This window comes from Escherichia sp. WS33 (assembly GCF_046486385.1).
In the GTDB taxonomy this organism is placed as follows: Bacteria; Pseudomonadota; Gammaproteobacteria; order Enterobacterales; family Enterobacteriaceae; genus ECMA0423.
Window position 1 is genome coordinate 1 of record NZ_JBJQLJ010000035.1, and the last position, 23,181, is coordinate 23,181.

General features: G+C 50.8%; 20 protein-coding genes. 16 read left to right on the forward strand and 4 right to left on the reverse strand.

Annotated elements, in window-relative coordinates; all coding sequences use genetic code 11:
• From ACJHXA_RS20995 to ACJHXA_RS21045, 11 genes are all read left to right on the forward strand, one after another.
• Window positions 1-134: hypothetical protein (locus ACJHXA_RS20995; RefSeq protein ID WP_000336835.1), on the forward strand; the 134-nt coding region annotated here is incomplete at its 5' end.
• A gap of 155 nt (window positions 135-289) precedes the next feature.
• Window positions 290-1,825 (forward strand): acid resistance gamma-aminobutyrate antiporter GadC, encoded by a 1,536-nt coding sequence (gadC, locus tag ACJHXA_RS21000; RefSeq protein ID WP_000246019.1) that lies wholly within the window; start codon window positions 290-292, stop codon window positions 1,823-1,825.
• A 130-nt stretch (window positions 1,826-1,955) separates the two neighbouring features.
• Window positions 1,956-3,275 (forward strand): family 10 glycosylhydrolase, encoded by a 1,320-nt coding sequence (locus ACJHXA_RS21005; protein WP_000350404.1) that lies wholly within the window; start codon window positions 1,956-1,958, stop codon window positions 3,273-3,275.
• A 371-nt stretch (window positions 3,276-3,646) separates the two neighbouring features.
• A complete protein-coding gene (gene dosC / locus ACJHXA_RS21010; RefSeq protein WP_000426265.1) occupies window positions 3,647-5,029 on the forward strand; it encodes a diguanylate cyclase DosC in 1,383 nt (460 codons plus the stop codon).
• Window positions 5,030-5,053: 24 nt separating this feature from the next.
• Window positions 5,054-7,453 carry an oxygen-sensing cyclic-di-GMP phosphodiesterase DosP gene (gene dosP / locus ACJHXA_RS21015; RefSeq protein ID WP_001307211.1) on the forward strand — a complete coding sequence of 800 codons (2,400 nt, stop codon included), beginning with the start codon at window positions 5,054-5,056 and terminating at the stop codon, window positions 7,451-7,453.
• 257 nt (window positions 7,454-7,710) lie between these two features.
• Window positions 7,711-8,292, forward strand: a complete 582-nt coding sequence (gene ddpX / locus ACJHXA_RS21020; protein ID WP_001285834.1) for a D-alanyl-D-alanine dipeptidase — start codon at window positions 7,711-7,713, stop codon at window positions 8,290-8,292.
• 13 nt (window positions 8,293-8,305) lie between these two features.
• Window positions 8,306-9,856: an ABC transporter substrate-binding protein gene (locus tag ACJHXA_RS21025; protein WP_276340353.1), complete on the forward strand. Its 1,551-nt coding sequence runs from the start codon at window positions 8,306-8,308 to the stop codon at window positions 9,854-9,856.
• Between the two features lies 1 nt (window position 9,857).
• On the forward strand, window positions 9,858-10,880 hold the full coding sequence (locus ACJHXA_RS21030; RefSeq protein ID WP_000145111.1) for an ABC transporter permease: 1,023 nt from the start codon (window positions 9,858-9,860) through the stop codon (window positions 10,878-10,880).
• A complete protein-coding gene (ddpC, locus tag ACJHXA_RS21035; RefSeq protein WP_000979608.1) occupies window positions 10,877-11,773 on the forward strand; it encodes a D,D-dipeptide ABC transporter permease in 897 nt (298 codons plus the stop codon). Before ACJHXA_RS21030 ends, ddpC begins: the two co-directional genes overlap by 4 nt.
• Window positions 11,770-12,756, forward strand: coding sequence for an ABC transporter ATP-binding protein (locus tag ACJHXA_RS21040; RefSeq protein WP_000193551.1), 987 nt, complete (start codon window positions 11,770-11,772; stop codon window positions 12,754-12,756). The genes ddpC and ACJHXA_RS21040 overlap by 4 nt, the downstream gene beginning before the upstream one ends.
• Window positions 12,749-13,675, forward strand: a complete 927-nt coding sequence (locus ACJHXA_RS21045; protein ID WP_001285553.1) for an ABC transporter ATP-binding protein — start codon at window positions 12,749-12,751, stop codon at window positions 13,673-13,675. The genes ACJHXA_RS21040 and ACJHXA_RS21045 overlap by 8 nt, the downstream gene beginning before the upstream one ends.
• A 55-nt stretch (window positions 13,676-13,730) precedes the next feature.
• Here ACJHXA_RS21045 and osmC read toward each other — a convergent pair whose 3' ends face one another.
• Window positions 13,731-14,162: a peroxiredoxin OsmC gene (osmC, locus tag ACJHXA_RS21050; protein ID WP_000152305.1), complete on the reverse strand. Its 432-nt coding sequence runs from the start codon at window positions 14,160-14,162 to the stop codon at window positions 13,731-13,733.
• Between the two features lie 345 nt (window positions 14,163-14,507).
• On the opposite strand from osmC, the gene bdm reads away from it, so the two are divergent.
• From bdm to ACJHXA_RS21075, 5 genes are all read left to right on the forward strand, one after another.
• Window positions 14,508-14,723, forward strand: a complete 216-nt coding sequence (bdm, locus tag ACJHXA_RS21055; protein ID WP_000495766.1) for a biofilm-dependent modulation protein — start codon at window positions 14,508-14,510, stop codon at window positions 14,721-14,723.
• 101 nt (window positions 14,724-14,824) lie between these two features.
• On the forward strand, window positions 14,825-14,962 hold the full coding sequence (gene sra / locus ACJHXA_RS21060) for a stationary-phase-induced ribosome-associated protein (protein ID WP_000841554.1): 138 nt from the start codon (window positions 14,825-14,827) through the stop codon (window positions 14,960-14,962).
• 156 nt (window positions 14,963-15,118) lie between these two features.
• A complete protein-coding gene (gene maeA / locus ACJHXA_RS21065) occupies window positions 15,119-16,816 on the forward strand; it encodes a malate dehydrogenase (RefSeq protein ID WP_000433475.1) in 1,698 nt (565 codons plus the stop codon).
• A gap of 133 nt (window positions 16,817-16,949) precedes the next feature.
• A complete protein-coding gene (gene adhP, locus ACJHXA_RS21070; protein WP_000642407.1) occupies window positions 16,950-17,960 on the forward strand; it encodes an alcohol dehydrogenase AdhP in 1,011 nt (336 codons plus the stop codon).
• Between the two features lie 146 nt (window positions 17,961-18,106).
• Complete coding sequence (locus ACJHXA_RS21075) at window positions 18,107-18,391, forward strand: HigA family addiction module antitoxin (RefSeq protein ID WP_000781370.1); 285 nt, start codon at window positions 18,107-18,109, stop codon at window positions 18,389-18,391.
• 50 nt (window positions 18,392-18,441) lie between these two features.
• On the opposite strand, the gene fdnI is transcribed toward ACJHXA_RS21075, so the two are convergent.
• Genes fdnI through fdnG form a run of 3 tightly spaced genes read right to left on the reverse strand, consistent with a single transcriptional unit; the run spans window position 18,442 to window position 23,032 of the window.
• Window positions 18,442-19,095, reverse strand: a complete 654-nt coding sequence (gene fdnI / locus ACJHXA_RS21080; protein ID WP_000045648.1) for a formate dehydrogenase-N subunit gamma — start codon at window positions 19,093-19,095, stop codon at window positions 18,442-18,444.
• The gene (fdnH, locus tag ACJHXA_RS21085; protein ID WP_001240582.1) at window positions 19,088-19,972 is read right to left on the reverse strand and encodes a formate dehydrogenase N subunit beta; all 885 of its coding nucleotides are present in this window, start codon (window positions 19,970-19,972) and stop codon (window positions 19,088-19,090) included. Before fdnH ends, fdnI begins: the two co-directional genes overlap by 8 nt.
• A 12-nt stretch (window positions 19,973-19,984) precedes the next feature.
• On the reverse strand, window positions 19,985-23,032 hold the full coding sequence (gene fdnG, locus ACJHXA_RS21090) for a formate dehydrogenase-N subunit alpha (protein ID WP_077250785.1): 3,048 nt from the start codon (window positions 23,030-23,032) through the stop codon (window positions 19,985-19,987).
• Between the last annotated feature and the right edge of the window lie 149 nt (window positions 23,033-23,181).

A 23,181-nucleotide genomic window follows, 5' to 3' on the forward strand; every position in this document is an offset into this window, starting at 1 on the left:
TTATGTGTCGTCGCGGCTTCGAAATGGACTTTGCTGAACTGTTGCTGGAAGACTACAAAGCCTCCCTGAAATATCTCAGCGATCACCCGAAACTGCAGGGTATTGCCCAGCAGAACAGCTTTAAACATACCTGATAACGTTTAACGGTAACGGTGTCCCGAAACGAACCCGTTTCGGGACAATTTCCAAAGTCTGTTCACTGGCATTAGCAACGGAAAATATTGTTCTGAATACGCTTCAGAACAAAACAGGTGCGGTTCCGACAGGAATACCGTTTTAGGGGGATAATATGGCTACATCAGTACAGACAGGTAAAGCTAAGCAGCTCACATTACTCGGATTCTTTGCCATAACGGCATCGATGGTAATGGCTGTTTATGAATACCCTACCTTCGCAACATCGGGCTTTTCATTAGTCTTCTTCCTGCTATTAGGCGGGATTTTATGGTTTATTCCCGTGGGACTTTGTGCTGCGGAAATGGCCACCGTCGACGGCTGGGAAGAAGGTGGTGTCTTCGCCTGGGTATCAAATACTCTGGGGCCGAGATGGGGATTTGCAGCGATCTCATTTGGCTATCTGCAAATCGCCATTGGTTTTATTCCGATGCTCTATTTCGTGTTAGGGGCACTCTCCTACATCCTGAAATGGCCAGCGCTGAATGAAGACCCCATTACCAAAACTATTGCAGCACTCATCATTCTTTGGGCGCTGGCATTAACGCAGTTTGGTGGCACGAAATACACGGCGCGAATTGCTAAAGTTGGCTTCTTCGCCGGTATCCTGTTACCTGCATTTATTTTGATCGCATTAGCGGCTATTTATCTGCACTCCGGTGCCCCCGTTGCTATCGAAATGGATTCGAAGACCTTCTTCCCTGACTTCTCTAAAGTGGGCACACTGGTTGTATTTGTTGCCTTCATTTTGAGTTATATGGGCGTAGAAGCTTCCGCAACTCACGTCAATGAAATGAGCAACCCCGGGCGCGACTATCCACTGGCTATGTTACTGCTGATGGTGGCGGCAATCTGCTTAAGCTCTGTTGGCGGTTTGTCTATTGCGATGGTCATTCCGGGTAATGAAATCAACCTCTCCGCAGGTGTAATGCAAACCTTTACCGTTCTGATGTCCCATGTGGCACCGGAAATTGAGTGGACGGTTCGCGTGATCTCCGCACTGCTGTTGCTGGGTGTTTTGGCGGAAATCGCCTCCTGGATTGTTGGTCCTTCTCGCGGGATGTATGTCACAGCGCAGAAAAACCTGCTGCCAGCGGCATTCGCTAAAATGAACAAAAATGGCGTACCGGTAACGCTGGTCATTTCGCAGCTGGTGATTACTTCTATCGCGTTGATCATCCTCACCAATACCGGTGGCGGTAACAACATGTCCTTCCTGATCGCTCTGGCGCTGACGGTGGTGATTTATCTGTGTGCTTATTTCATGCTGTTTATTGGCTACATTGTGTTGGTTCTTAAACATCCTGACTTAAAACGCACATTTAATATCCCTGGTGGTAAAGGGGTGAAACTGGTCGTGGCAATTGTCGGTCTGCTGACTTCAATTATGGCGTTTATTGTTTCCTTCCTGCCGCCGGATAACATCCAGGGTGATTCTACCGATATGTATGTTGAATTACTGGTTGTTAGTTTCCTGGTGGTACTTGCCCTGCCCTTTATTCTCTATGCTGTTCATGATCGTAAAGGCAAAGCGAATACCGGCGTCACTCTGGAGCCAATCAACAGTCAGAACGCACCAAAAGGTCACTTCTTCCTGCACCCGCGTGCACGTTCACCACACTATATTGTGATGAATGACAAGAAACACTAACCATGTCTGAATGGTTATAAGACAAGGGAGCGATAAGTCATCGCTCCCTTTTTCGTGCTTGCTGTCGTATTGACTTAACCGGGATAAGTACGAGAATGAGCGCACATCTGTTTACCGGAAACCAGCACATATGGATATCTGCTCCCGAAACAAGAAATTAACGATTAGAAGACCAGCGATACTAGTTGCACTGGCACTTTTACTGTGTAGTTGTAAAAGCACGCCTCCAGAGTCCATGGTGACACCACCAGCAGGTTCAAAGCCACCAGCCACGACGCAACAATCGTCACAACCGATGCGTGGCATCTGGCTGGCCACGGTTTCTCGCCTCGACTGGCCACCGGTTTCCTCGGTTAACATTAGTAACCCCACCAGCCGGGCCCGTGTACAACAACAGGCGATGATCGACAAACTGAATCATCTGCAACGTCTCGGTATAAACACGGTTTTTTTCCAGGTCAAGCCGGACGGTACCGCCCTGTGGCCATCGAAAATTTTGCCGTGGTCCGATCTTATGACCGGTAAGATTGGTGAAAATCCGGGTTACGATCCGCTGCAATTTATGCTCGACGAAGCCCACAAGCGTGGGATGAAAGTACACGCCTGGTTTAACCCCTATCGCGTATCGGTTAATACGAAGCCCGGTACTATCAGGGAACTGAATAGCACTCTGTCTCAACAACCGGCGAGCGTCTATGTGCAACACCGTGACTGGATCAGAACGTCTGGCGATCGCTTTGTCCTCGACCCGGGCATCCCTGAGGTTCAGGACTGGATCACATCAATAGTCGCAGAAGTGGTTTCCCGCTATCCGGTAGATGGCGTGCAGTTTGACGACTATTTCTATACGGAGTCACCGGGTTCACGGCTAAATGATAACGAAACGTACCGCAAATACGGAGGCGCATTTGCGTCAAAAGCAGACTGGCGGCGCAACAATACTCAGCAGTTAATTGCAAAAGTATCGCACACCATTAAAAGCATTAAGCCGGGAGTCGAATTTGGCGTTAGCCCGGCAGGCGTGTGGCGTAACCGATCACACGATCCGCTCGGTTCCGATACCCGAGGTGCGGCAGCCTATGACGAATCCTACGCTGACACCCGTCGATGGGTGGAACAAGGATTGCTGGATTATATTGCTCCCCAAATTTACTGGCCGTTCTCACGGAGTGCCGCGCGTTATGACGTGTTGGCAAAATGGTGGGCGGATGTCGTTAAACCGACCAGGACCCGCCTGTATATCGGTATCGCCTTCTATAAAGTGGGTGAACCTTCAAAGATAGAGCCAGACTGGATGATTAACGGCGGCGTACCCGAACTGAAAAAGCAGCTCGATCTTAACGATGCGGTACCCGAAATTAGCGGCACCATCTTGTTCCGTGAGGACTATCTGAATAAACCGCAGACTCAACAAGCGGTCAGCTATCTGCAAAGTCGTTGGGGCAGTTAAACTCCCATTCTTACTTTGTAACAAGCCGGTGCTTTACCCACCGGCTTGTTACCCTCTTGAACTATCCCACTACTAATCATGCTTACTAAAGTCAAATTAACCACGCAATTAACCACACTTAGTTAAACAGCCATAAATCCCCTAATAAAAATGTATGAATATGAAAAAACATACGATATTCGCTGTCACCGAAAAATAATTACGATGGGCTATACTCTTCTGAAGAACAGTAGCGTAGATTAAAACTGTCCTAAGTCGCTTATTTCTTTTCAGTATATCTTCATATTTCAGGAGAATATGGTGCAGTTAGTCGATCTCGCACGTTGCGTTTTGATTCCGTCTGATTTCCCAGCCTTATAAGGGTGTGAATTATGGAGATGTATTTTAAAAGAATGAAAGATGAGTGGACCGGACTTGTCGAACAGGCAGATCCTCTCATTCGTGCTAAAGCCGCAGAAATTGCCCTTGCGCATGCTCATTATCTGAGTATCGAGTTTTATCGAATTGTCCGCATCGACCCGCATGCCGAAGAATTCTTGAGTAATGAACAAGTTGAGCGGCAGTTGAAAAGTGCGATGGAACGCTGGATTATTAACGTGCTTTCTGCCCAGGTTGACGATGTCGAAAGGCTAATACAAATCCAGCATACCGTCGCGGAAGTGCATGCCCGCATTGGAATTCCGGTAGAAATTGTCGAGATGGGGTTTCGGGTGCTGAAAAAAATCCTCTATCCGGTAATCTTCTCTTCGGATTATTCTGCCGCAGAAAAACTTCAGGTCTACCATTTCTCGATTAACAGTATTGATATCGCTATGGAAGTGATGACCCGCGCGTTTACCTTTAGTGACAGTAGTGCCTCAAAGGAAGATGAAAACTATCGTATCTTCTCGTTACTGGAAAACGCCGAAGAAGAAAAAGAACGGCAAATAGCCTCAATACTTTCATGGGAAATAGATATTATCTATAAAATCCTGCTGGATTCTGATTTAGGCAGTAGTTTGCCTTTAAGCCAGGCTGATTTTGGCCTGTGGTTTAACCATAAAGGTCGACATTATTTTAGCGGCATTGCCGAAGTAGGCCATATCTCCCGTCTGATTCAGGATTTCGACGGTATTTTCAATCAAACCATGCGTAACACCAGGAATTTGAATAACAGAAGTTTGCGGGTGAAGTTTCTATTACAGATAAGAAATACCGTATCGCAAATTATTACCTTGCTGCGTGAATTGTTTGAAGAAGTATCGCGCCACGAAGTCGGTATGGATGTACTGACGAAATTACTTAACCGCCGTTTCCTGCCGACTATCTTCAAACGCGAAATTGCCCATGCCAACCGGACCGGTACACCGCTGTCAGTGCTGATTATTGACGTTGATAAATTCAAAGAGATCAACGATACGTGGGGCCATAACACTGGCGATGAAATTCTGCGTAAAGTCTCTCAGGCCTTTTATGACAACGTCCGCAGTAGTGATTATGTTTTCCGCTACGGGGGCGATGAATTTATCATTGTTTTGACTGAAGCTTCTGAAAACGAAACGTTACGTACCGCAGAACGTATTCGCAGTCGGGTGGAGAAAACCAAACTGAAAGCCGCAAACGGCGAGGATATTGCCCTCTCACTTTCCATCGGTGCCGCCATGTTTAATGGTCATCCTGACTATGAGCGCCTCATTCAAATAGCCGATGAAGCTCTGTATATCGCCAAAAGACGAGGTAGAAACCGTGTTGAACTCTGGAAAGCCAGTCTTTAGATGCGCCAGGATGCAGAGGTAATCATGAAGCTAACCGATGCGGATAATGCCGCCGATGGCATTTTTTTCCCCGCCCTTGAGCAAAATATGATGGGTGCGGTGTTAATTAACGAAAATGATGAAGTGATGTTTTTCAACCCCGCCGCAGAGAAGCTCTGGGGGTACAAACGTGAAGAAGTCATTGGCAATAACATTGATATGCTGATTCCGCGGGATTTGCGTCCTGCGCATCCTGAATACATTCGTCATAACCGTGAAGGCGGTAAAGCGCGTGTCGAGGGGATGAGTCGGGAGCTGCAGCTGGAGAAAAAAGACGGCAGTAAAATCTGGACCCGTTTTGCGCTATCGAAAGTGAGCGCCGAGGGGAAAGTTTATTACCTGGCGCTGGTACGGGATGCCAGCGTAGAAATGGCGCAAAAAGAACAGACTCGACAATTGATTATTGCCGTTGACCATCTCGACCGACCGGTGATTGTCCTCGATCCGGAACGCCATATTGTGCAGTGCAATCGCGCATTTACCGAAATGTTTGGTTACTGCATTAGCGAAGCCAGCGGTATGCAGCCCGATACACTCCTGAACATTCCTGAATTCCCTGCCGATAACCGCATTCGTTTACAACAGTTGCTATGGAAAACCGCCCGCGATCAGGACGAATTTCTGCTGTTGACGCGCACCGGTGAAAAAATCTGGATTAAAGCCTCTATCAGCCCGGTTTATGACGTGCTCGCGCATCTGCAGAACCTGGTAATGACTTTCTCGGATATCACCGAAGAACGGCAAATCCGCCAGCTTGAAGGCAATATTCTCGCCGCCATGTGCAGCAGCCCGCCATTTCATGAAATGGGGGAAATCATTTGTCGTAACATCGAATCTGTTCTCAACGAATCGCATGTTTCGCTGTTCGCACTGCGCAACGGGATGCCGATACACTGGGCGTCATCTTCGCACGGTGCAGAAGTTCAAAATGCGCAAAGCTGGTCAGCGACCATTCGTCAGCGTGATGGCGCGCCTGCGGGGATCCTGCAAATTAAAACCTCGTCAGGAGCAGAAACCAGCGCCTTTATCGAACGCGTGGCAGATATCAGTCAGCATATGGCCGCGCTGGCGCTGGAACAGGAAAAAAGCCGCCAGCATATTGAACAACTCATCCAATTTGATCCGATGACCGGTCTGCCAAATCGCAATAACCTGCACAATTACCTCGATGACCTGGTCGACAAAGCCGTCTCTCCGGTGGTGTATCTCATCGGTGTTGACCATATTCAGGATGTGATTGATAGCCTTGGCTATGCGTGGGCCGATCAGGCATTGCTGGAAGTGGTCAATCGCTTTCGTGAAAAACTCAAACCGGATCAGTATCTCTGTCGTATCGAAGGTACGCAGTTTGTCCTCGTGAGCCTGGAAAACGACGTCAGTAACATTACCCAGATCGCCGATGAGCTACGGAATGTGGTCAGCAAGCCGATAATGATTGACGATAAACCATTCCCGCTTACCTTGAGTATTGGCATCAGCTACGACGTGGGTAAAAACCGCGATTACCTACTCTCCACTGCTCACAATGCAATGGATTATATTCGCAAGAATGGCGGTAACGGCTGGCAGTTCTTCAGCCCGGCGATGAACGAAATGGTAAAAGAGCGTTTGGTTTTAGGCGCAGCGCTGAAAGAAGCGATTAGCAATAACCAACTGAAACTTGTTTACCAGCCGCAAATCTTCGCAGAAACGGGTGAACTGTACGGCATCGAAGCCCTTGCGCGCTGGCACGATCCCCAGCATGGTCATGTGCCCCCTTCACGGTTTATTCCTCTCGCAGAAGAGATTGGTGAAATCGAAAATATTGGGCGCTGGGTCATCGCGGAAGCTTGCCGTCAGTTAGCAGAATGGCGTAGCCAGAATATTCATATCCCGGCGCTTTCCGTTAACTTGTCGGCACTGCACTTTCGCAGTAATCAACTGCCTAATCAGGTGTCTGATGCAATGCACGCCTGGGGTATTGACGGCCACCAGCTGACGGTAGAAATCACGGAAAGCATGATGATGGAACACGATACCGAAATCTTTAAGCGCATTCAGATCCTGCGTGATATGGGCGTGGGCTTATCGGTAGATGATTTTGGTACGGGCTTTTCCGGATTATCCCGCTTAGTCAGTCTTCCGGTAACGGAAATCAAAATTGACAAAAGTTTTGTCGATCGTTGTCTGACGGAAAAACGCATCCTGGCCTTACTTGAAGCCATTACCAGCATTGGGCAAAGCCTCAATTTAACCGTCGTGGCGGAAGGGGTCGAAACCAAAGAGCAATTTGAGATGCTACGTAAGATCCACTGTCGCGTTATTCAGGGATATTTCTTTTCCCGCCCCCTTCCCGCCGAAGAAATTCCAGGCTGGATGAGCAGCGTGTTACCGCTGAAAATCTGACAAATTCCTCTCGCCCGCACTCGCGGGTTTTCCTTTAAGGTGACACTGTCACTTAAATACTGTGATTTCAGCTACGATTCCGGGAGATTCCTTCCTTAACTTCCCCTCTTGCACCAAAACTGCACTACGCTGCACAAATGTTGATCAAAAGTTAAAAAATATAACTTTAAGCCAGCATTCTGGCGCTTCTCCCGGCATGGCATGAGATCTGCATAAGCGGAAAGCGCAGCAATTTTTGTCTTATACAGGAACCGTTTATGTCGGATACCACCGAACTGGTTGATTTAGCCGTAATCTTCCCTGATCTGGAGATCGAATTGAAATACGCCTGCGCTGATAACATCACAGGTAAAGCTATTTATCAGCAAGCGCGTTGTCTGTTACACAAGGATGCGATTACCGCGCTGGCGAAAAGTATCAGCATCGCCCAGCTGTCAGGCTTACAACTGGTGATTTACGATGCGTATCGCCCACAACAAGCACAGGCGATGTTGTGGCAAGCCTGCCCAGACCCGCAATATGTTGTTGATGTGACGGTCGGTTCTAATCACAGCCGTGGCACGGCGATCGACCTGACGCTTCGTGATGAACACGGGAACATCCTCGATATGGGCGCAGGGTTCGATGAAATGCACGAGCGCTCCCATGCCTATCACCCTTCCGTCCCGCCCGCCGCTCAGCGCAATCGGCTGTTGCTGAATGCGATAATGACTGGTGGCGGTTTTGTCGGTATCTCCAGCGAATGGTGGCACTTCGAATTACCCCAGGCAGCGAGTTACCCTCTGCTCGCTGATCAATTCACCTGTTTTATATCCCCTGGCACACAACACGTCAGTTAATCAGGAAACTGTCATGAAGAGATCGATACCGTTTCGTCCCACATTGCTCGCGCTCGTCCTTGCCACAAATTTCCCGGTTGCGCACGCCGCCGTACCGAAAGATATGCTGGTGATTGGTAAGGCCGCCGATCCACAAACCCTCGACCCGGCGGTAACAATAGATAATAACGACTGGACGGTGACCTACCCGTCTTATCAGCGGCTGGTTCAGTACAAAACGGACGGTGATAAAGGCTCAACCGACGTTGAAGGCGATCTGGCAAGTAGCTGGAAAGCGTCTGACGATCAAAAAGAGTGGACGTTCACCCTGAAGGACAATGCTAAATTTGCCGATGGCACACCGGTCACTGCCGAAGCAGTAAAACTCTCTTTTGAGCGGCTACTAAAAATCGGCCAGGGGCCAGCAGAAGCATTTCCCAAAGATTTAAAGATTGATGCTCCCGACGAACATACGGTGAAGTTTACCCTTAGCCAGCCATTCGCACCGTTCCTCTACACGCTGGCGAATGACGGTGCATCCATTATCAATCCGGCGGTCTTAAAGGAACATGCAGCGGATGATGCTCGCGGCTTCCTCGCGCAAAATACCGCCGGTTCCGGACCATTTATGCTGAAAAGCTGGCAAAAAGGTCAGCAATTAGTTCTGGTGCCAAATCCGCATTACCCCGGCAATAAACCGAACTTTAAGCGAGTATCGGTAAAAATTATCGGTGAAAGTGCCTCCCGTCGCCTGCAGCTCTCCCGTGGCGACATTGACATTGCCGATGCGCTGCCGGTGGATCAACTCAACGCCCTGAAGCAGGAAAATAAAGTCAATGTGGCAGAGTATCCGTCACTGCGCGTTACCTATCTGTATCTGAATAACAGCAAAGCGCCTCTTAATCAGGCGGATCTGCGTCGGGCCATTTCCTGGTCTACCGATTATCAGGGCATGGTTAACGGCATTCTGAGTGGTAACGGAAAACAGATGCGCGGCCCGATTCCGGAAGGCATGTGGGGCTACGATGCGACGGCAATGCAATACAACCATGACGAAACGAAAGCCAAAGCCGAATGGGATAAAGTGACGAGCAAACCCACCAGCCTGACGTTTCTCTACTCCGATAACGATCCGAACTGGGAGCCTATTGCTTTGGCGACACAATCCAGTCTCAACAAGCTGGGCATCAATGTGAAGCTGGAAAAGCTGGCGAACGCCACCATGCGCGACAGAGTGGGTAAAGGTGATTACGACATTGCGATTGGCAACTGGAGTCCGGATTTTGCCGCCCCGTATATGTTTATGAATTACTGGTTTGAGTCAGACAAAAAAGGTCTGCCGGGTAACCGCTCGTTCTATGAAAACAGTGAGGTCGATAAGTTACTGCGCAATGCGCTTGCGACCACCGACCAGACGCAGCGTACCCGGGACTACCAGCAGGCACAGAAAATCGTCATTGATGACGCTGCTTATGTGTACCTGTTCCAGAAAAACTACCAACTGGCGATGAACAAAGAGGTGAAAGGCTTTGTGTTCAATCCCATGCTGGAACAGGTCTTCAATATCAATACCATGAGTAAATAACGTGACCTTCTGGAGTATTTTACGCCAACGCTGCTGGGGGCTGGTGCTCGTGGTGGCGGGCGTCTGCGTGATTACGTTTATTATCTCGCATCTGATCCCTGGCGATCCGGCGCGGTTACTGGCGGGTGACCGCGCCAGCGATGCTATCGTGGAAAATATTCGCCAGCAACTGGGACTGGACCAGCCACTGTATGTACAGTTTTACCGCTACGTCAGCGACCTGTTTCATGGTGACCTGGGAACATCCATTCGTACCGGGCGTCCGGTGCTGGAAGAGTTGCGTATATTTTTCCCGGCGACGCTGGAGCTGGCTTTTTGTGCCCTGCTGCTGGCACTCCTGATTGGCATCCCGCTGGGCATACTCTCTGCAGTCTGGCGAAATCGCTGGCTGGATCATCTGGTGCGAATAATGGCCATTACCGGAATCTCCACACCTGCGTTCTGGCTTGGGCTGGGCGTCATTGTGCTGTTTTATGGTCATCTGCAAATTCTTCCCGGCGGCGGAAGGCTTGATGACTGGCTGGATCCACCAACGCACGTTACCGGCTTTTATCTGCTCGATGCGCTGCTTGAAGGCAACGGTGAAGTCTTCTTCAATGCGTTGCAACATCTCATCTTACCGGCATTAACGCTGGCGTTCGTTCACCTGGGAATTGTCGCTCGCCAGATCCGCTCAGCGATGCTGGAACAATTGAGTGAAGACTACATTCGTACCGCCCGGGCCAGCGGCTTGCCCGGCTGGTATATCGTTTTATGTTATGCGCTACCCAATGCGTTGATCCCATCGATTACCGTATTGGGTTTGGCGCTGGGCGATTTGTTGTATGGCGCAGTGCTCACCGAAACCGTTTTTGCCTGGCCCGGAATGGGTGCATGGGTAGTAACATCAATACAGGCGCTCGACTTCCCGGCAGTGATGGGCTTTGCCGTCGTGGTTTCATTTGCTTATGTGCTGGTCAACCTGGTGGTGGATTTGCTCTATTTGTGGATTGATCCGCGTATCGGACGTGGAGGTGGTGAATGATGCTAAGCGAGGAAACGTCCGCCGTACGCCCACAAAAACAAACGCGATTTAACGGTGCAAAACTGGTATGGATGCTGAAAGGCAGTCCGCTCACCGTGACCGGCGCAGTCATCATTGTATTAATGCTATTGATGATGATTTTTTCACCGTGGCTGGCGACGCATGATCCCAACGCCATTGATTTAACCGCCCGCCTTTTGCCGCCTTCTGCGGCGCACTGGTTTGGCACCGATGAAGTGGGACGCGATCTGTTCAGCCGCGTACTGGTCGGCAGTCAGCAATCAATTCTCGCCGGATTAGTGGTGGTCGCCATTGCGGGTATGATTGGTTCGCTACTCGGATGTCTATCCGGTGTGCTTGGCGGACGCGCAGACGCCATCATCATGCGCATCATGGACATTATGCTGTCGATTCCTTCGTTGGTACTGACAATGGCACTGGCTGCCGCTCTCGGGCCGAGTTTGTTTAACGCCATGCTGGCGATTGCTATTGTGCGAATTCCCTTTTATGTGCGCCTGGCGCGGGGGCAAGCATTAGTTGTACGCCAGTATACCTATGTTCAGGCGGCGAAAACCTTTGGCGCGTCTCGTTGGCATCTGATCAACTGGCATATTTTACGTAACTCCCTACCGCCGCTGATCGTGCAGGCATCGCTGGATATCGGTAGCGCGATTTTAATGGCCGCCACGTTGGGATTTATTGGCCTGGGTGCTCAACAACCGAGTGCTGAATGGGGCGCGATGGTAGCAAATGGTCGCAACTATGTACTCGATCAGTGGTGGTATTGCGCATTTCCGGGGGCAGCGATTTTGCTTACCGCCGTCGGGTTTAATCTCTTTGGTGATGGTATTCGCGATCTGCTTGACCCGAAAGCAGGAGGAAAGCAGTCATGACCCAACCCGTTCTGGACATTCAACAGCTGCATTTGAGTTTCCCCGGTTTTAACGGTGATGTTCACGCGCTCAACAATGTGTCCTTGCAGATTAACCGCGGCGAAATTGTCGGTCTGGTGGGAGAATCCGGCTCAGGTAAATCAGTCACCGCAATGCTGATTATGCGTCTGCTACAGACGGGCAGTTATTGCGTACATCGGGGGCAGATTTCACTGCTGGGAGACGATGTTCTTAACGCTCGGGAAAAACAGCTTCGTCAGTGGCGCGGCGCACGAGTGGCGATGATCTTTCAGGAACCGATGACCGCCCTCAATCCGACACTTCGAATAGGTCTTCAGATGATGGACGTGATCCGCCATCATCAACCAATAAGTCGTCGGGAAGCCAGAGCTAAAGCGATTGCCCTGCTGGAAGAGATGCAAATCCCGGATGCCGTGGAAGTTATGTCGCGCTATCCGTTTGAGCTTTCAGGTGGTATGCGCCAGCGGGTAATGATTGCGCTGGCATTCTCCTGCGAGCCGCAATTGATTATTGCCGACGAACCGACTACGGCGCTGGACGTCACGGTGCAGTTGCAGGTACTGCGTTTGCTTAAACATAAAGCCCGCGCCAGTGGAACTGCGGTTCTGTTCATCAGCCATGATATGGCCGTGGTGTCGCAACTGTGCGATAGCGTTTACGTGATGTATGCCGGAAGCGTAATTGAAAGCGGCGTGACGGCAGATGTTATCCATCATCCCCGGCATCCGTATACCATTGGTTTGCTCCAATGCGCACCAGAACATGGAGTACCACGCCAGCTATTACCCGCCATTCCAGGGACGGTACCAAACCTCACCCATTTGCCTGAAGGCTGCGCTTTTCGCGATCGTTGCTATGCGGCAGGTGCACAGTGTGAAAACGTCCCGGCGCTGACAGCGTGTGGTGACAACAACCAGCGCTGCGCCTGTTGGTATCCGCAGCAGGAGGTCATAAGTGTCTGACACGTTATTAACGTTACGCGACGTCCATATCAATTTCCCGGCCCGTAAAAACTGGCTTGGTAAAACTACGGAACATGTTCATGCCATTAATGGTATTGATTTACAGATCCGCCGTGGTGAAACCTTAGGGATCGTCGGCGAGTCAGGCTGCGGCAAAAGCACCCTCGCACAGCTTTTAATGGGCATGCTGCAACCGAGCCACGGGCAGTACATCCGTTCAGGCTCACAACGCATTATGCAGATGGTGTTTCAGGACCCGCTCTCTTCGCTTAATCCGCGCTTACCGGTGTGGCGCATCATCACAGAACCGCTCTGGATAGCTAAGCGTAGTAGTGAACAACAGCGGCGAGCGTTAGCAGAGGAGTTGGCTGTGCAGGTGGGTATTCGTCCGGAGTATCTCGACCGCCTGCCTCATGCGTTCTCCGGCGGGCAGCGGCAACGCATCGCCATTGCCAGAGCACTCTCTTCGCAGCCTGACGTGATTGTGCTTGATGAGCCAACCTCTGCACTGGATATCTCCGTGCAGGCGCAGATCCTCAATTTACTGGTAACGCTACAGGTAAATCGCGGGCTGACCTATGTGCTGATCTCACACAATGTCTCGGTGATTCGTCATATGAGCGATCGGGTAGCGGTGATGTATCTCGGGCAGATTGTAGAACTGGGCGACGCGCAGCAGGTGTTGACGGCACCTGCACATCCATACACCCGATTATTGCTGGATTCCCTCCCCGCCATTGATAAACCGCTGGAGGAAGAATGGGCATTACGTAAAACGGATCTGCCGGGAAACCGCACGTTGCCGCAAGGCTGTTTTTTCTACGAACGTTGCCCTCTGGCAACCCACGGATGTGAAGTCCGGCAATCATTAACAATAAGGGAGGACGGACGTGAGATCCGGTGCTGGCGGGCGCTGTAGAGATGCTAACAACGCATCAGGCATTCACGCGCCTGACGCGTCATCCGGCAATGCTTTACGATTTCAACTGGTAATCAAGCGTAATTTCCGCTTTCAGTACCTGAGAAACCGGGCATCCTGCTTTTGCTTTCTGGATGATGCCGTCAAAGGTAGAGGCATCAATACCCGGCACCGCAACTTCACTCTTCAGTGCGATTTTCGTAATCGCAAAACCGGCATCCACTTTATCCAGCGACACATCGGCGGTGGTATCAATCGATGTTGGCGTAAATCCCGCTTCCCCCAGCATTAATGAAAGCGCCATTGAGAAACATGCGGCATGCGCTGCGCCAATCAGTTCTTCAGGGTTAGTTCCTTTTTCGCCTTCAAAACGCGTGTTAAATCCATACGGCTGTTGGTTCAGCACACCACTCTCGGTGGATACTGTTCCCTTCCCGCGTTTGATATCGCCTTCCCAGTGTGCCTGACCTTTCTTATGGATTGTCATTGTTGCTCTCCTGTGGGCTTAAAAAGGAAATTATAGACTACGTGAGAAACAGCACGAGGATAAGCAGGATATTCCGAATAAAAATCCGGCAGAAATATTACTTCTGCACTTAAATTAAATTTCCACAATAGATAACCGGGAATATATAACCCAAGAGATATTGCATTAATATTAATCAACTCACCACAATAATAATACCTATCAATATCATGAGGTTAAAATATAAAAATCATCAACCAGGACTAATCTTAACAACGAAGCGGCAAATATTTGCCATGCTGAATGTGCTTTATAAATCTGCGATCCGTAGCAGACACCATAAATACACAGACACGGAGAATCACTATGTTTACTTATTATCAGGCAGAAAATTCAACAGCAGAACCCGCTCTGGTTAATGCCATTGAGCAAGGCCTTCGGGCAGAGCACGGTGTTGTCACTGAAGATGACATTCTCATGGAGCTGACCAAATGGGTGGAAGCTTCTGATAACGACATCCTCAGTGATATCTACCAGCAAACGATCAATTATGTGGTCAGTGGCCAGCACCCTACGCTTTAAGGTGCTATGCTTGATCGGCAACCTAATTTAGGGGTTTAGCACGTGTTTCTTCGCTACGGCGATGTTGTCCTTAAAACTAGCAACAGGATTGAGGAGTTAAAATGAAATCGAACCGTCAGGCACGTCATATTCTTGGACTGGACCATAAAATTTCTAACCAGCGCAAAATAGTTACCGAAGGTGACAAATCCAGCGTGGTAAATAACCCAACCGGCAGAAAACGCCCCGCTGAAAAGTAATTCATAACCATCAGTCCTCAATGACGATTAAACACCATTGCCTGCGCAATGGTGTTTTTGTTTTTATCTGCTTTATACTTGGGGCCGACGCCCTGGTGGTAAAGCAAAGACGATAAAAGCGTGCCAGGGATGGATATTCAAAAAAGAGTGAGTGACATGGAACCAAAAACAAAAAAACAGCGTTCGCTTTATATCCCTTACGCTGGCCCTGTACTGCTGGAATTTCCGTTGTTGAATAAAGGCAGTGCCTTCAGCATGGAAGAACGCCGTAACTTCAACCTGCTGGGGTTACTGCCGGAAGTGGTCGAAACCATCGAAGAACAAGCGGAACGAGCATGGATCCAGTATCAGGGATTCAAAACCGAAATCGACAAACACATCTACCTGCGTAACATCCAGGACACTAACGAAACCCTCTTCTACCGTCTGGTAAACAATCATCTTGATGAGATGATGCCTGTTATTTATACCCCAACCGTCGGCGCAGCCTGTGAGCGTTTTTCTGAGATCTACCGCCGTTCACGCGGCGTGTTTATCTCTTACCAGAACCGGCACAATATGGACGATATTCTGCAAAACGTGCCGAACCATAATATTAAAGTGATTGTGGTGACTGACGGTGAACGTATTCTGGGGCTTGGTGACCAGGGCATCGGTGGGATGGGCATTCCAATCGGTAAACTGTCGCTCTATACCGCCTGTGGCGGCATCAGCCCGGCGTATACCCTTCCGGTGGTGCTGGATGTCGGGACCAACAACCAGCAGCTGCTTAACGATCCGCTGTATATGGGCTGGCGTAATCCACGTATCACTGACGATGAATACTATGAATTCGTTGATGAATTTATCCAGGCTGTGAAACAACGCTGGCCGGACGTGCTGTTGCAGTTTGAAGACTTTGCTCAAAAAAATGCGATGCCGTTACTTAACCGCTATCGCAATGAAATTTGTTCTTTTAACGATGACATTCAGGGCACTGCGGCGGTAACAGTCGGCACACTGATCGCAGCCAGCCGCGCGGCAGGTGGTCAGTTAAGCGAGAAAAAAATCGTCTTCCTTGGCGCAGGTTCAGCGGGATGCGGCATTGCCGAAATGATCATCTCCCAGACCCAGCGCGAAGGATTAAGCGAGGAAGCGGCGCGGCAGAAAGTCTTTATGGTCGATCGCTTTGGCTTGCTGACCGACAAGATGCCGAACCTGCTGCCTTTCCAGACCAAACTGGTGCAGAAGCGCGAAAACCTCAGTGACTGGGATACCGACAGCGATGTGTTGTCACTGCTGGATGTGGTGCGCAATGTAAAACCAGATATTCTGATTGGCGTCTCAGGACAGACCGGGCTGTTTACGGAAGAGATCATTCGTGAGATGCATAAACACTGTCCGCGTCCGATCGTGATGCCGCTGTCTAACCCGACGTCACGCGTGGAAGCCACACCGCAGGACATTATCGCCTGGACCGAAGGTAACGCGCTGGTCGCCACTGGCAGCCCGTTTAATCCAGTGGTATGGAAAGATAAAATCTACCCTATCGCCCAGTGTAACAACGCCTTTATTTTCCCGGGCATCGGCCTGGGGGTTATTGCTTCCGGCGCGTCACGTATCACCGATGAGATGCTGATGTCGGCAAGTGAAACGCTTGCTCAGTATTCGCCGCTGGTCCTGAACGGCGAAGGTCTGGTACTACCGGAACTGAAAGATATTCAGAAAGTCTCCCGCGCAATTGCGTTTGCGGTTGGCAAAATGGCGCAGCAGCAAGGCGTGGCGGTGAAAACGTCTGCCGAAGCTCTGCAACAGGCCATTGATGATAATTTCTGGCAAGCCGAATACCGCGACTACCGCCGTACCTCCATCTAAGCCTGCGCCCGGTAGTGAAGGCTACCGGGCTATTTCTCTCTCCCTTTTTCAGATCTCATCCATACTGGGTAGTGGCGAATAAATCTCATTTGCCTCACCTGCTATGCAGAACATCATCCGAAAAGGAGGAACTATGAAGGCTGCAGTTGTTACGAAGGATCATCACGTTGACGTTACGGATAAAACACTGCGCTCACTGAAACATGGCGAAGCCCTGCTGAAAATGGAGTGTTGTGGTGTATGTCATACCGATCTTCATGTTAAGAATGGCGATTTTGGTGACAAAACTGGCGTAATTCTGGGCCATGAAGGCATCGGTGTGGTGGCAGAAGTTGGCCCTGGTGTCACCTCATTAAAACCAGGCGATCGTGCCAGCGTGGCGTGGTTCTACGAAGGATGCGGTCATTGCGAATACTGTAATAGTGGTAACGAAACGCTCTGCCGTTCAGTTAAAAATGCCGGATACAGCGTTGATGGCGGGATGGCGGAAGAGTGCATCGTGGTCGCCGATTACGCGGTAAAAGTGCCAGATGGTCTGGACTCGGCGGCGGCCAGCAGCATTACCTGTGCGGGGGTCACCACCTACAAAGCCGTTAAACTGTCAAAAATTCGTCCAGGGCAGTGGATTGCTATCTACGGTCTTGGCGGTCTGGGTAACCTCGCTCTGCAATACGCGAAGAATGTCTTTAACGCGAAAGTGATCGCCATTGATGTCAATGATGAGCAGTTAAAACTGGCAACCGAAATGGGTGCAGATTTAGCGATTAACTCACGCACCGAAGACGCCGCCAAAATTGTGCAGGAGAAAACCGGTGGCGCTCACGCTGCGGTGGTAACAGCAGTTGCTAAAGCTGCGTTTAACTCGGCAGTTGATGCTGTCCGTGCAGGCGGTCGTGTTGTGGCTGTCGGTCTGCCGCCGGAGTCTATGAGCCTGGATATCCCACGCCTTGTGCTGGATGGCATTGAAGTGGTCGGTTCGCTGGTCGGCACGCGCCAGGATCTAACCGAAGCCTTCCAGTTTGCCGCCGAAGGCAAAGTGGTGCCGAAAGTCGCCCTGCGTCCGTTAGCGGACATCAACACCATCTTTACCGAGATGGAAGAAGGCAAAATCCGTGGCCGTATGGTGATTGATTTCCGCCGTTAAGAGGCCTTTGCTGCGAGTGCCAGTCCTGGTGTCGCAGCATCGCACTCTCTCCGACATTAAATGGCTAAATGGATTATTGTTCCTTCCTACGCAACAATAATGATAGTGTTCCTGATGAAGGAACACTACTGAGAGTAAAGACACTGATGAAAATGGCCAATCATCCCCGCCCGGGGGACATTATTCAGGAATCACTGGACGAACTTAATGTCAGCCTGCGCGAGTTTGCCAGAGCAATGGAAATTGCTCCCTCAACGGCAAGCCGATTGCTGACCGGAAAAGCAGCTTTGACACCAGAAATGGCGATTAAACTTTCCGTGGTGATCGGCAGTTCGCCGCAAATGTGGCTGAATCTGCAAAACGCCTGGAGTCTGGCAGAGGCAGAAAAAACGGTGGATGTGTCGCGACTACGCCGTCTGGTTACGCAATAAAAAAATGGCGCTTCTTAAAGCGCCATTTTCAGCTTAAAGTTCAAAAGAGATTATATCCCTTCTTCACTCTCTTTTTTCGCTTCTGCCTTCTCGATTTCACGATACCAGCGCGGATGGTGTTTCTTCGCCCAGCGACGGCTCACCTTCCCTTCGATCATCCCTTTAATCGACCCTTTCACCCAGAATGCCATATACATATGGATCAGGATGGCGTGGATCAGGATGATACCCGCAGCCGCGTGGATCAGCAGGCTGTAGCGAACAACCTGCATCGGGAAGTACTGCGCAAAGTACGGACGCCAGATAATCACCCCGGTCACCAGCAGCACGAAAATCATGCTCATGATCGACCAGAACATCATCTTTTGCCCGGCGTTGTACTTACCGACATCCGCCACTTTATGCTCATTGCCTTTCAATACTTCGACAATGTTCAACAGCCACGGAATATCTTTCTTATCCGGGATGTTGTGATGCACAAAACGCACAAACATAAACATCAGTGCGACGAAAATCGCAATGCCGAAAAACGGGTGCAAAATGCGTCCCATCTGCGGCGTACCGAAGGTTTGCGTCAGCCATTGCAGCGTCGGGAAGAAGAACGAAATCCCGGACAGCGCCACCAGGAAGAAGCAAATCACCACGGTCCAGTGACAGGCGCGATCAATAAATTTGGTGCGCACAATCATTTTCGACTTACTCATGATGATCCTCCTCGTCATCGTCCACTTCCTTATTCGGGCCAATACCGATGTAGTGGAAAATCAACCCGGCAAAAGTGGCAATAAAGCCAGCCGCTGCCAGCGGTTTCAACGCGCCTTTCCACAGGCTTACCGAGGTGTCGATCTTCGGATCTTTCGGCAGACCGTGATACAGCTCCGGCTGATCGGCGTGATGCAGCACGTACATAACGTGCGTACCACCGACCCCTTCCGGGTTGTAGACGCCAGCATGTTCGTAACCACGCGCTTTCAGTTTCGCCACGCGCTGTTCCGCCAGCTCCAGCATCTCCTTCTTGGTGCCGAAGTGGATAGCCCCGGTCGGACAGGTTTTCACACAAGCCGGTTCCTGGCCGACGCTGACGCGATCGACGCAGAGCGTGCATTTATATACCCGGTTATCCTCTTTGTTGAGGCGCGGAATATTAAACGGACACCCGGCAATGCAGTAACCACAGCCGATGCAGTTTTCCGACTGGAAATCGACAATCCCGTTAGCGTACTGAATGATTGCACCAGCAGACGGGCACGCCTTCAGGCAGCCGGGATCTTCACAGTGCATACAGCCGTCTTTACGGATCAGCCACTCCAGCTTGCCGTTCTGTTCGGTTTCGCTAAAGCGCATCACCGTCCAGGACTTGGCGCTCAGATCGGCGGGGTTATCGTAAACCCCGACGCAGTGCCCCACTTCATCACGGATGTCGTTCCACTCCGAACACGCCACCTGACAGGCTTTACAGCCGATACAGGTGGAAACGTCGATAAGTTTTGCGACTTCTGCTTTGTAATCACGCACCTGAGAAGGCGGCGTGATGGAGTTAGTTGCGGACCTTTTGATAATGTCCTGCGTTTCCATAGCCATCTGTTCGCCCCCTTACGCCTTCTCGATGTTGACTAAGAACGCTTTATATTCCGGCGTTTGCGAGTTTGCATCACCGACATTCGGCGTCAGAGTGTTAGCGATATAACCTTTACGCGCGACACCCTCAAAGCCCCAGTGGATTGGAATACCCACCGTTTCAACCTGCTGACCATTTACATTCAGTGGTTTCAGACGACGCGTTACCACAGCCACCGCGCGGATAAAGCCACGCTTGCTTGAGACAGTGACACGATCGCCATTATTAATGCCTTTCGCCGCCGCCAGCGTTTCGCTGATTTCCACAAACTGTTCCGGCTGAGCAATTGCGTTGAGCAATGCGTGCTTGGTCCAGGTGTGGAAGTGCTCGGTCAGACGATAGGTCGTACCCACATACGGGAACTGCTCTTTTTTACCCATCCGCAGCGCGTCTTGTTCATACAGACGAACAACCGGGTTAGACACCACGTTCGGATGCAGCGGGTTAGTGCCCAGCGGCGTTTCAATTGGCTCGTAGTGTTCCGGGAACGGACCTTCCGCCATTTTGTTGATGGCAAACAGGCGTCCCATCCCTTCCGGCTGCATGATAAACGGCCCGGTTGGCGTACCCGGTGCGGCATTGCCGAAGTCCGGAATATCGTTACCCGTCCACTTGCTGCCGTTCCACTGGATCAGCATCCGTTTCGGATCCCACGGTTTACCGTTGATATCCGCCGAAGCACGGTTGTACAGCACGCGACGGTTGAGCGGCCACGCCCAGGCCCATCCCAGCGTATTCCCCAGACCGGACGGGTCGGAGTTATCGCGGTTAGCCATCTGGTTGCCCTGCTCTGTCCAGCTACCGGTGTAGATCCAGCAAGAAGATGCGGTTGTACCGTCATCACGCAGATGCGCAAAGCTACTCAGCAACTGACCTTTCTTCGCAATCAGCACGCCATTTGCGTCATAGAGATCTTCCAGCGCATAGCCGTTGTTCTCTTTTGCCACTTCGTCAGATTGCGGTTCGTGCGGCTGCTTGTAGTTCCAGCTCATCTTCATCAGCGGTTCTACGCCTTTACCACCTTCGGCCTGGTACAACTCGCGCAGATGATGGTAGATACCCGCCAGAATTTCGCCGTCGTTACGCGCTTCGCCCGGCGCGTCCTGACCTTTCCAGTGCCACTGCAACCAGCGACCGGAGTTAGCGATAGAACCATCCTCTTCAGCAAAGCAGGTCGAAGGCAGACGGAATACTTCAGTCTGAATAGACGCCGGATCGACATCGTTCGACTCGCCGTGGTTCTGCCAGAAGGTAGAGGTTTCAGTCACCAGCGGATCGATAACCACCATGTACTTCAGCTTGCTCAGGCAGCTCACCACTTTGTTTTTGTCCGGGAAGGACGCAACCGGGTTAAAGCCCTGGCAGAAATAACCGGTGACTTTGCCTTCATCCATCATGTTGAAATACTTGATGACGTCGTAGGTCTGGTCCCACTTCGGCAGCCAGTCATAGCCCCAGTTGTTCTCTTTCTGCGCGGCATCGCCATAGAAAGATTTCATCAGGCTAACGAAGAACTTCGGATAGTTGCTCCAGTAGTTCACCTGATCAGCTAGCGTCGCTTTCGGCGTGTTCGCTTCCAGATACGACTGCAAATCAACCTGTTTTTCTGACGGCAGCGTCAGATAACCTGGCAGGCTGGTAGAGAGCAGGCCTAAGTCAGTCAAGCCCTGAATGTTGGAGTGACCACGCAATGCGTTCACGCCGCCACCGGCCATACCCATGTTACCGAGCAGCAACTGGATCATCGCCATAGTACGGATGTTCTGCGCACCCACAGTGTGCTGCGTCCAGCCCAGCGCGTACAGGAAGGTGGTTGTGCGATCCGGTGCGCTGGTGGAGGCCAGCACTTCACACACTTTCAGGAAGTCGGCTTTTGGCGTACCACAGATGTTTTCAACAACGTCCGGCGTGTAGCGGGAAACGTGCGCTTTCAGCAGGTTCCACACACAGCGCGGATGAGTCAGTGTTTCATCGCGTTTCGCATAGCCGTTTTCATCGAACTGATAGTTCCAGGACGATTTATCGTATTGCCGTTTTTCAGCGTCGTAGCCGCTGAACAGACCGTCTTCGAAAGCAAAATCATCACGCACCAGCAGGCTGGCGTTGGTGTAATGCTTAACGTATTCGGCGTTGATTTTGTCGTTTTCGATCAGGTAGCGCAAAACGCCAGACAGGAACGTAATGTCCGTACCGGAACGAATAGGTGCGTAAATATCCGCCACAGAAGCGGTACGCGTAAAACGAGGATCGACAACGATCAAGGTTGCATCGTTGTTGTTTTTCGCTTCCATCGCCCAGCGGAAACCGACGGGATGCGCTTCAGCAGCGTTACCGCCCATTACCATTACGACGTTAGCGTTTTTGATATCCACCCAGTGGTTGGTCATCGCACCGCGACCAAATGTTGGAGCAAGACTTGCTACCGTTGGTCCGTGTCAGACGCGCGCCTGGTTGTCTACCGCCAGCATCCCGAGGGAGCGGGCAAATTTCTGTGTCAGCATCCCGGTTTCGTTGCTGGCACCGGAGGCACACAGCATACCGGTAGAAAGCCAACGGTTTACCGTTACGCCCTGCTCGTTCTTTTCAATAAAGTTAGCGTCACGGTCAGCTTTCATCAGCTTTGCAATACGGGAGAATGCTTCTTCCCAGCTAATGCGCTGCCATTTGTCAGAACCTGGCGCACGATATTCCGGGTAGCGCAGACGGTTTTCGCTGTTGACGTAATCCAGCAAACCGGCCCCTTTTGGGCACAGCGCACCACGGCTTACCGGATGATCCGGGTCACCTTCAATGTGATAAATCGCTTCTCTGGCGTTTTTCGCGCCATCACCCAGGCTATACATCAATAGCCCGCAACCTACGGAACAGTATGTGCAGGTGTTACGGATCTCTTTAGCGCGTAATAATTTGTAGTTTCGCGCCTGAGCCAGTGCTTGCTTCGGGGCAAAGCCCAATGCCGCTACCGTTGTTCCAGCCATACCGCCCGCGCAGATTTTAAAAAATTGTCTGCGACTGACGTCCATTGCTTTCCTCTTTTTTCAGGGGTATTACTGCGCGAGGAAACTAACAGTAAAATTCTGAATCTTTTTGCGCGAAATCAAAAAGAACACGTGTTTGCCACAAAATAATCCGCCTGCGCAAATTGACCTACCTCAATAGCGGTAGAAAAACG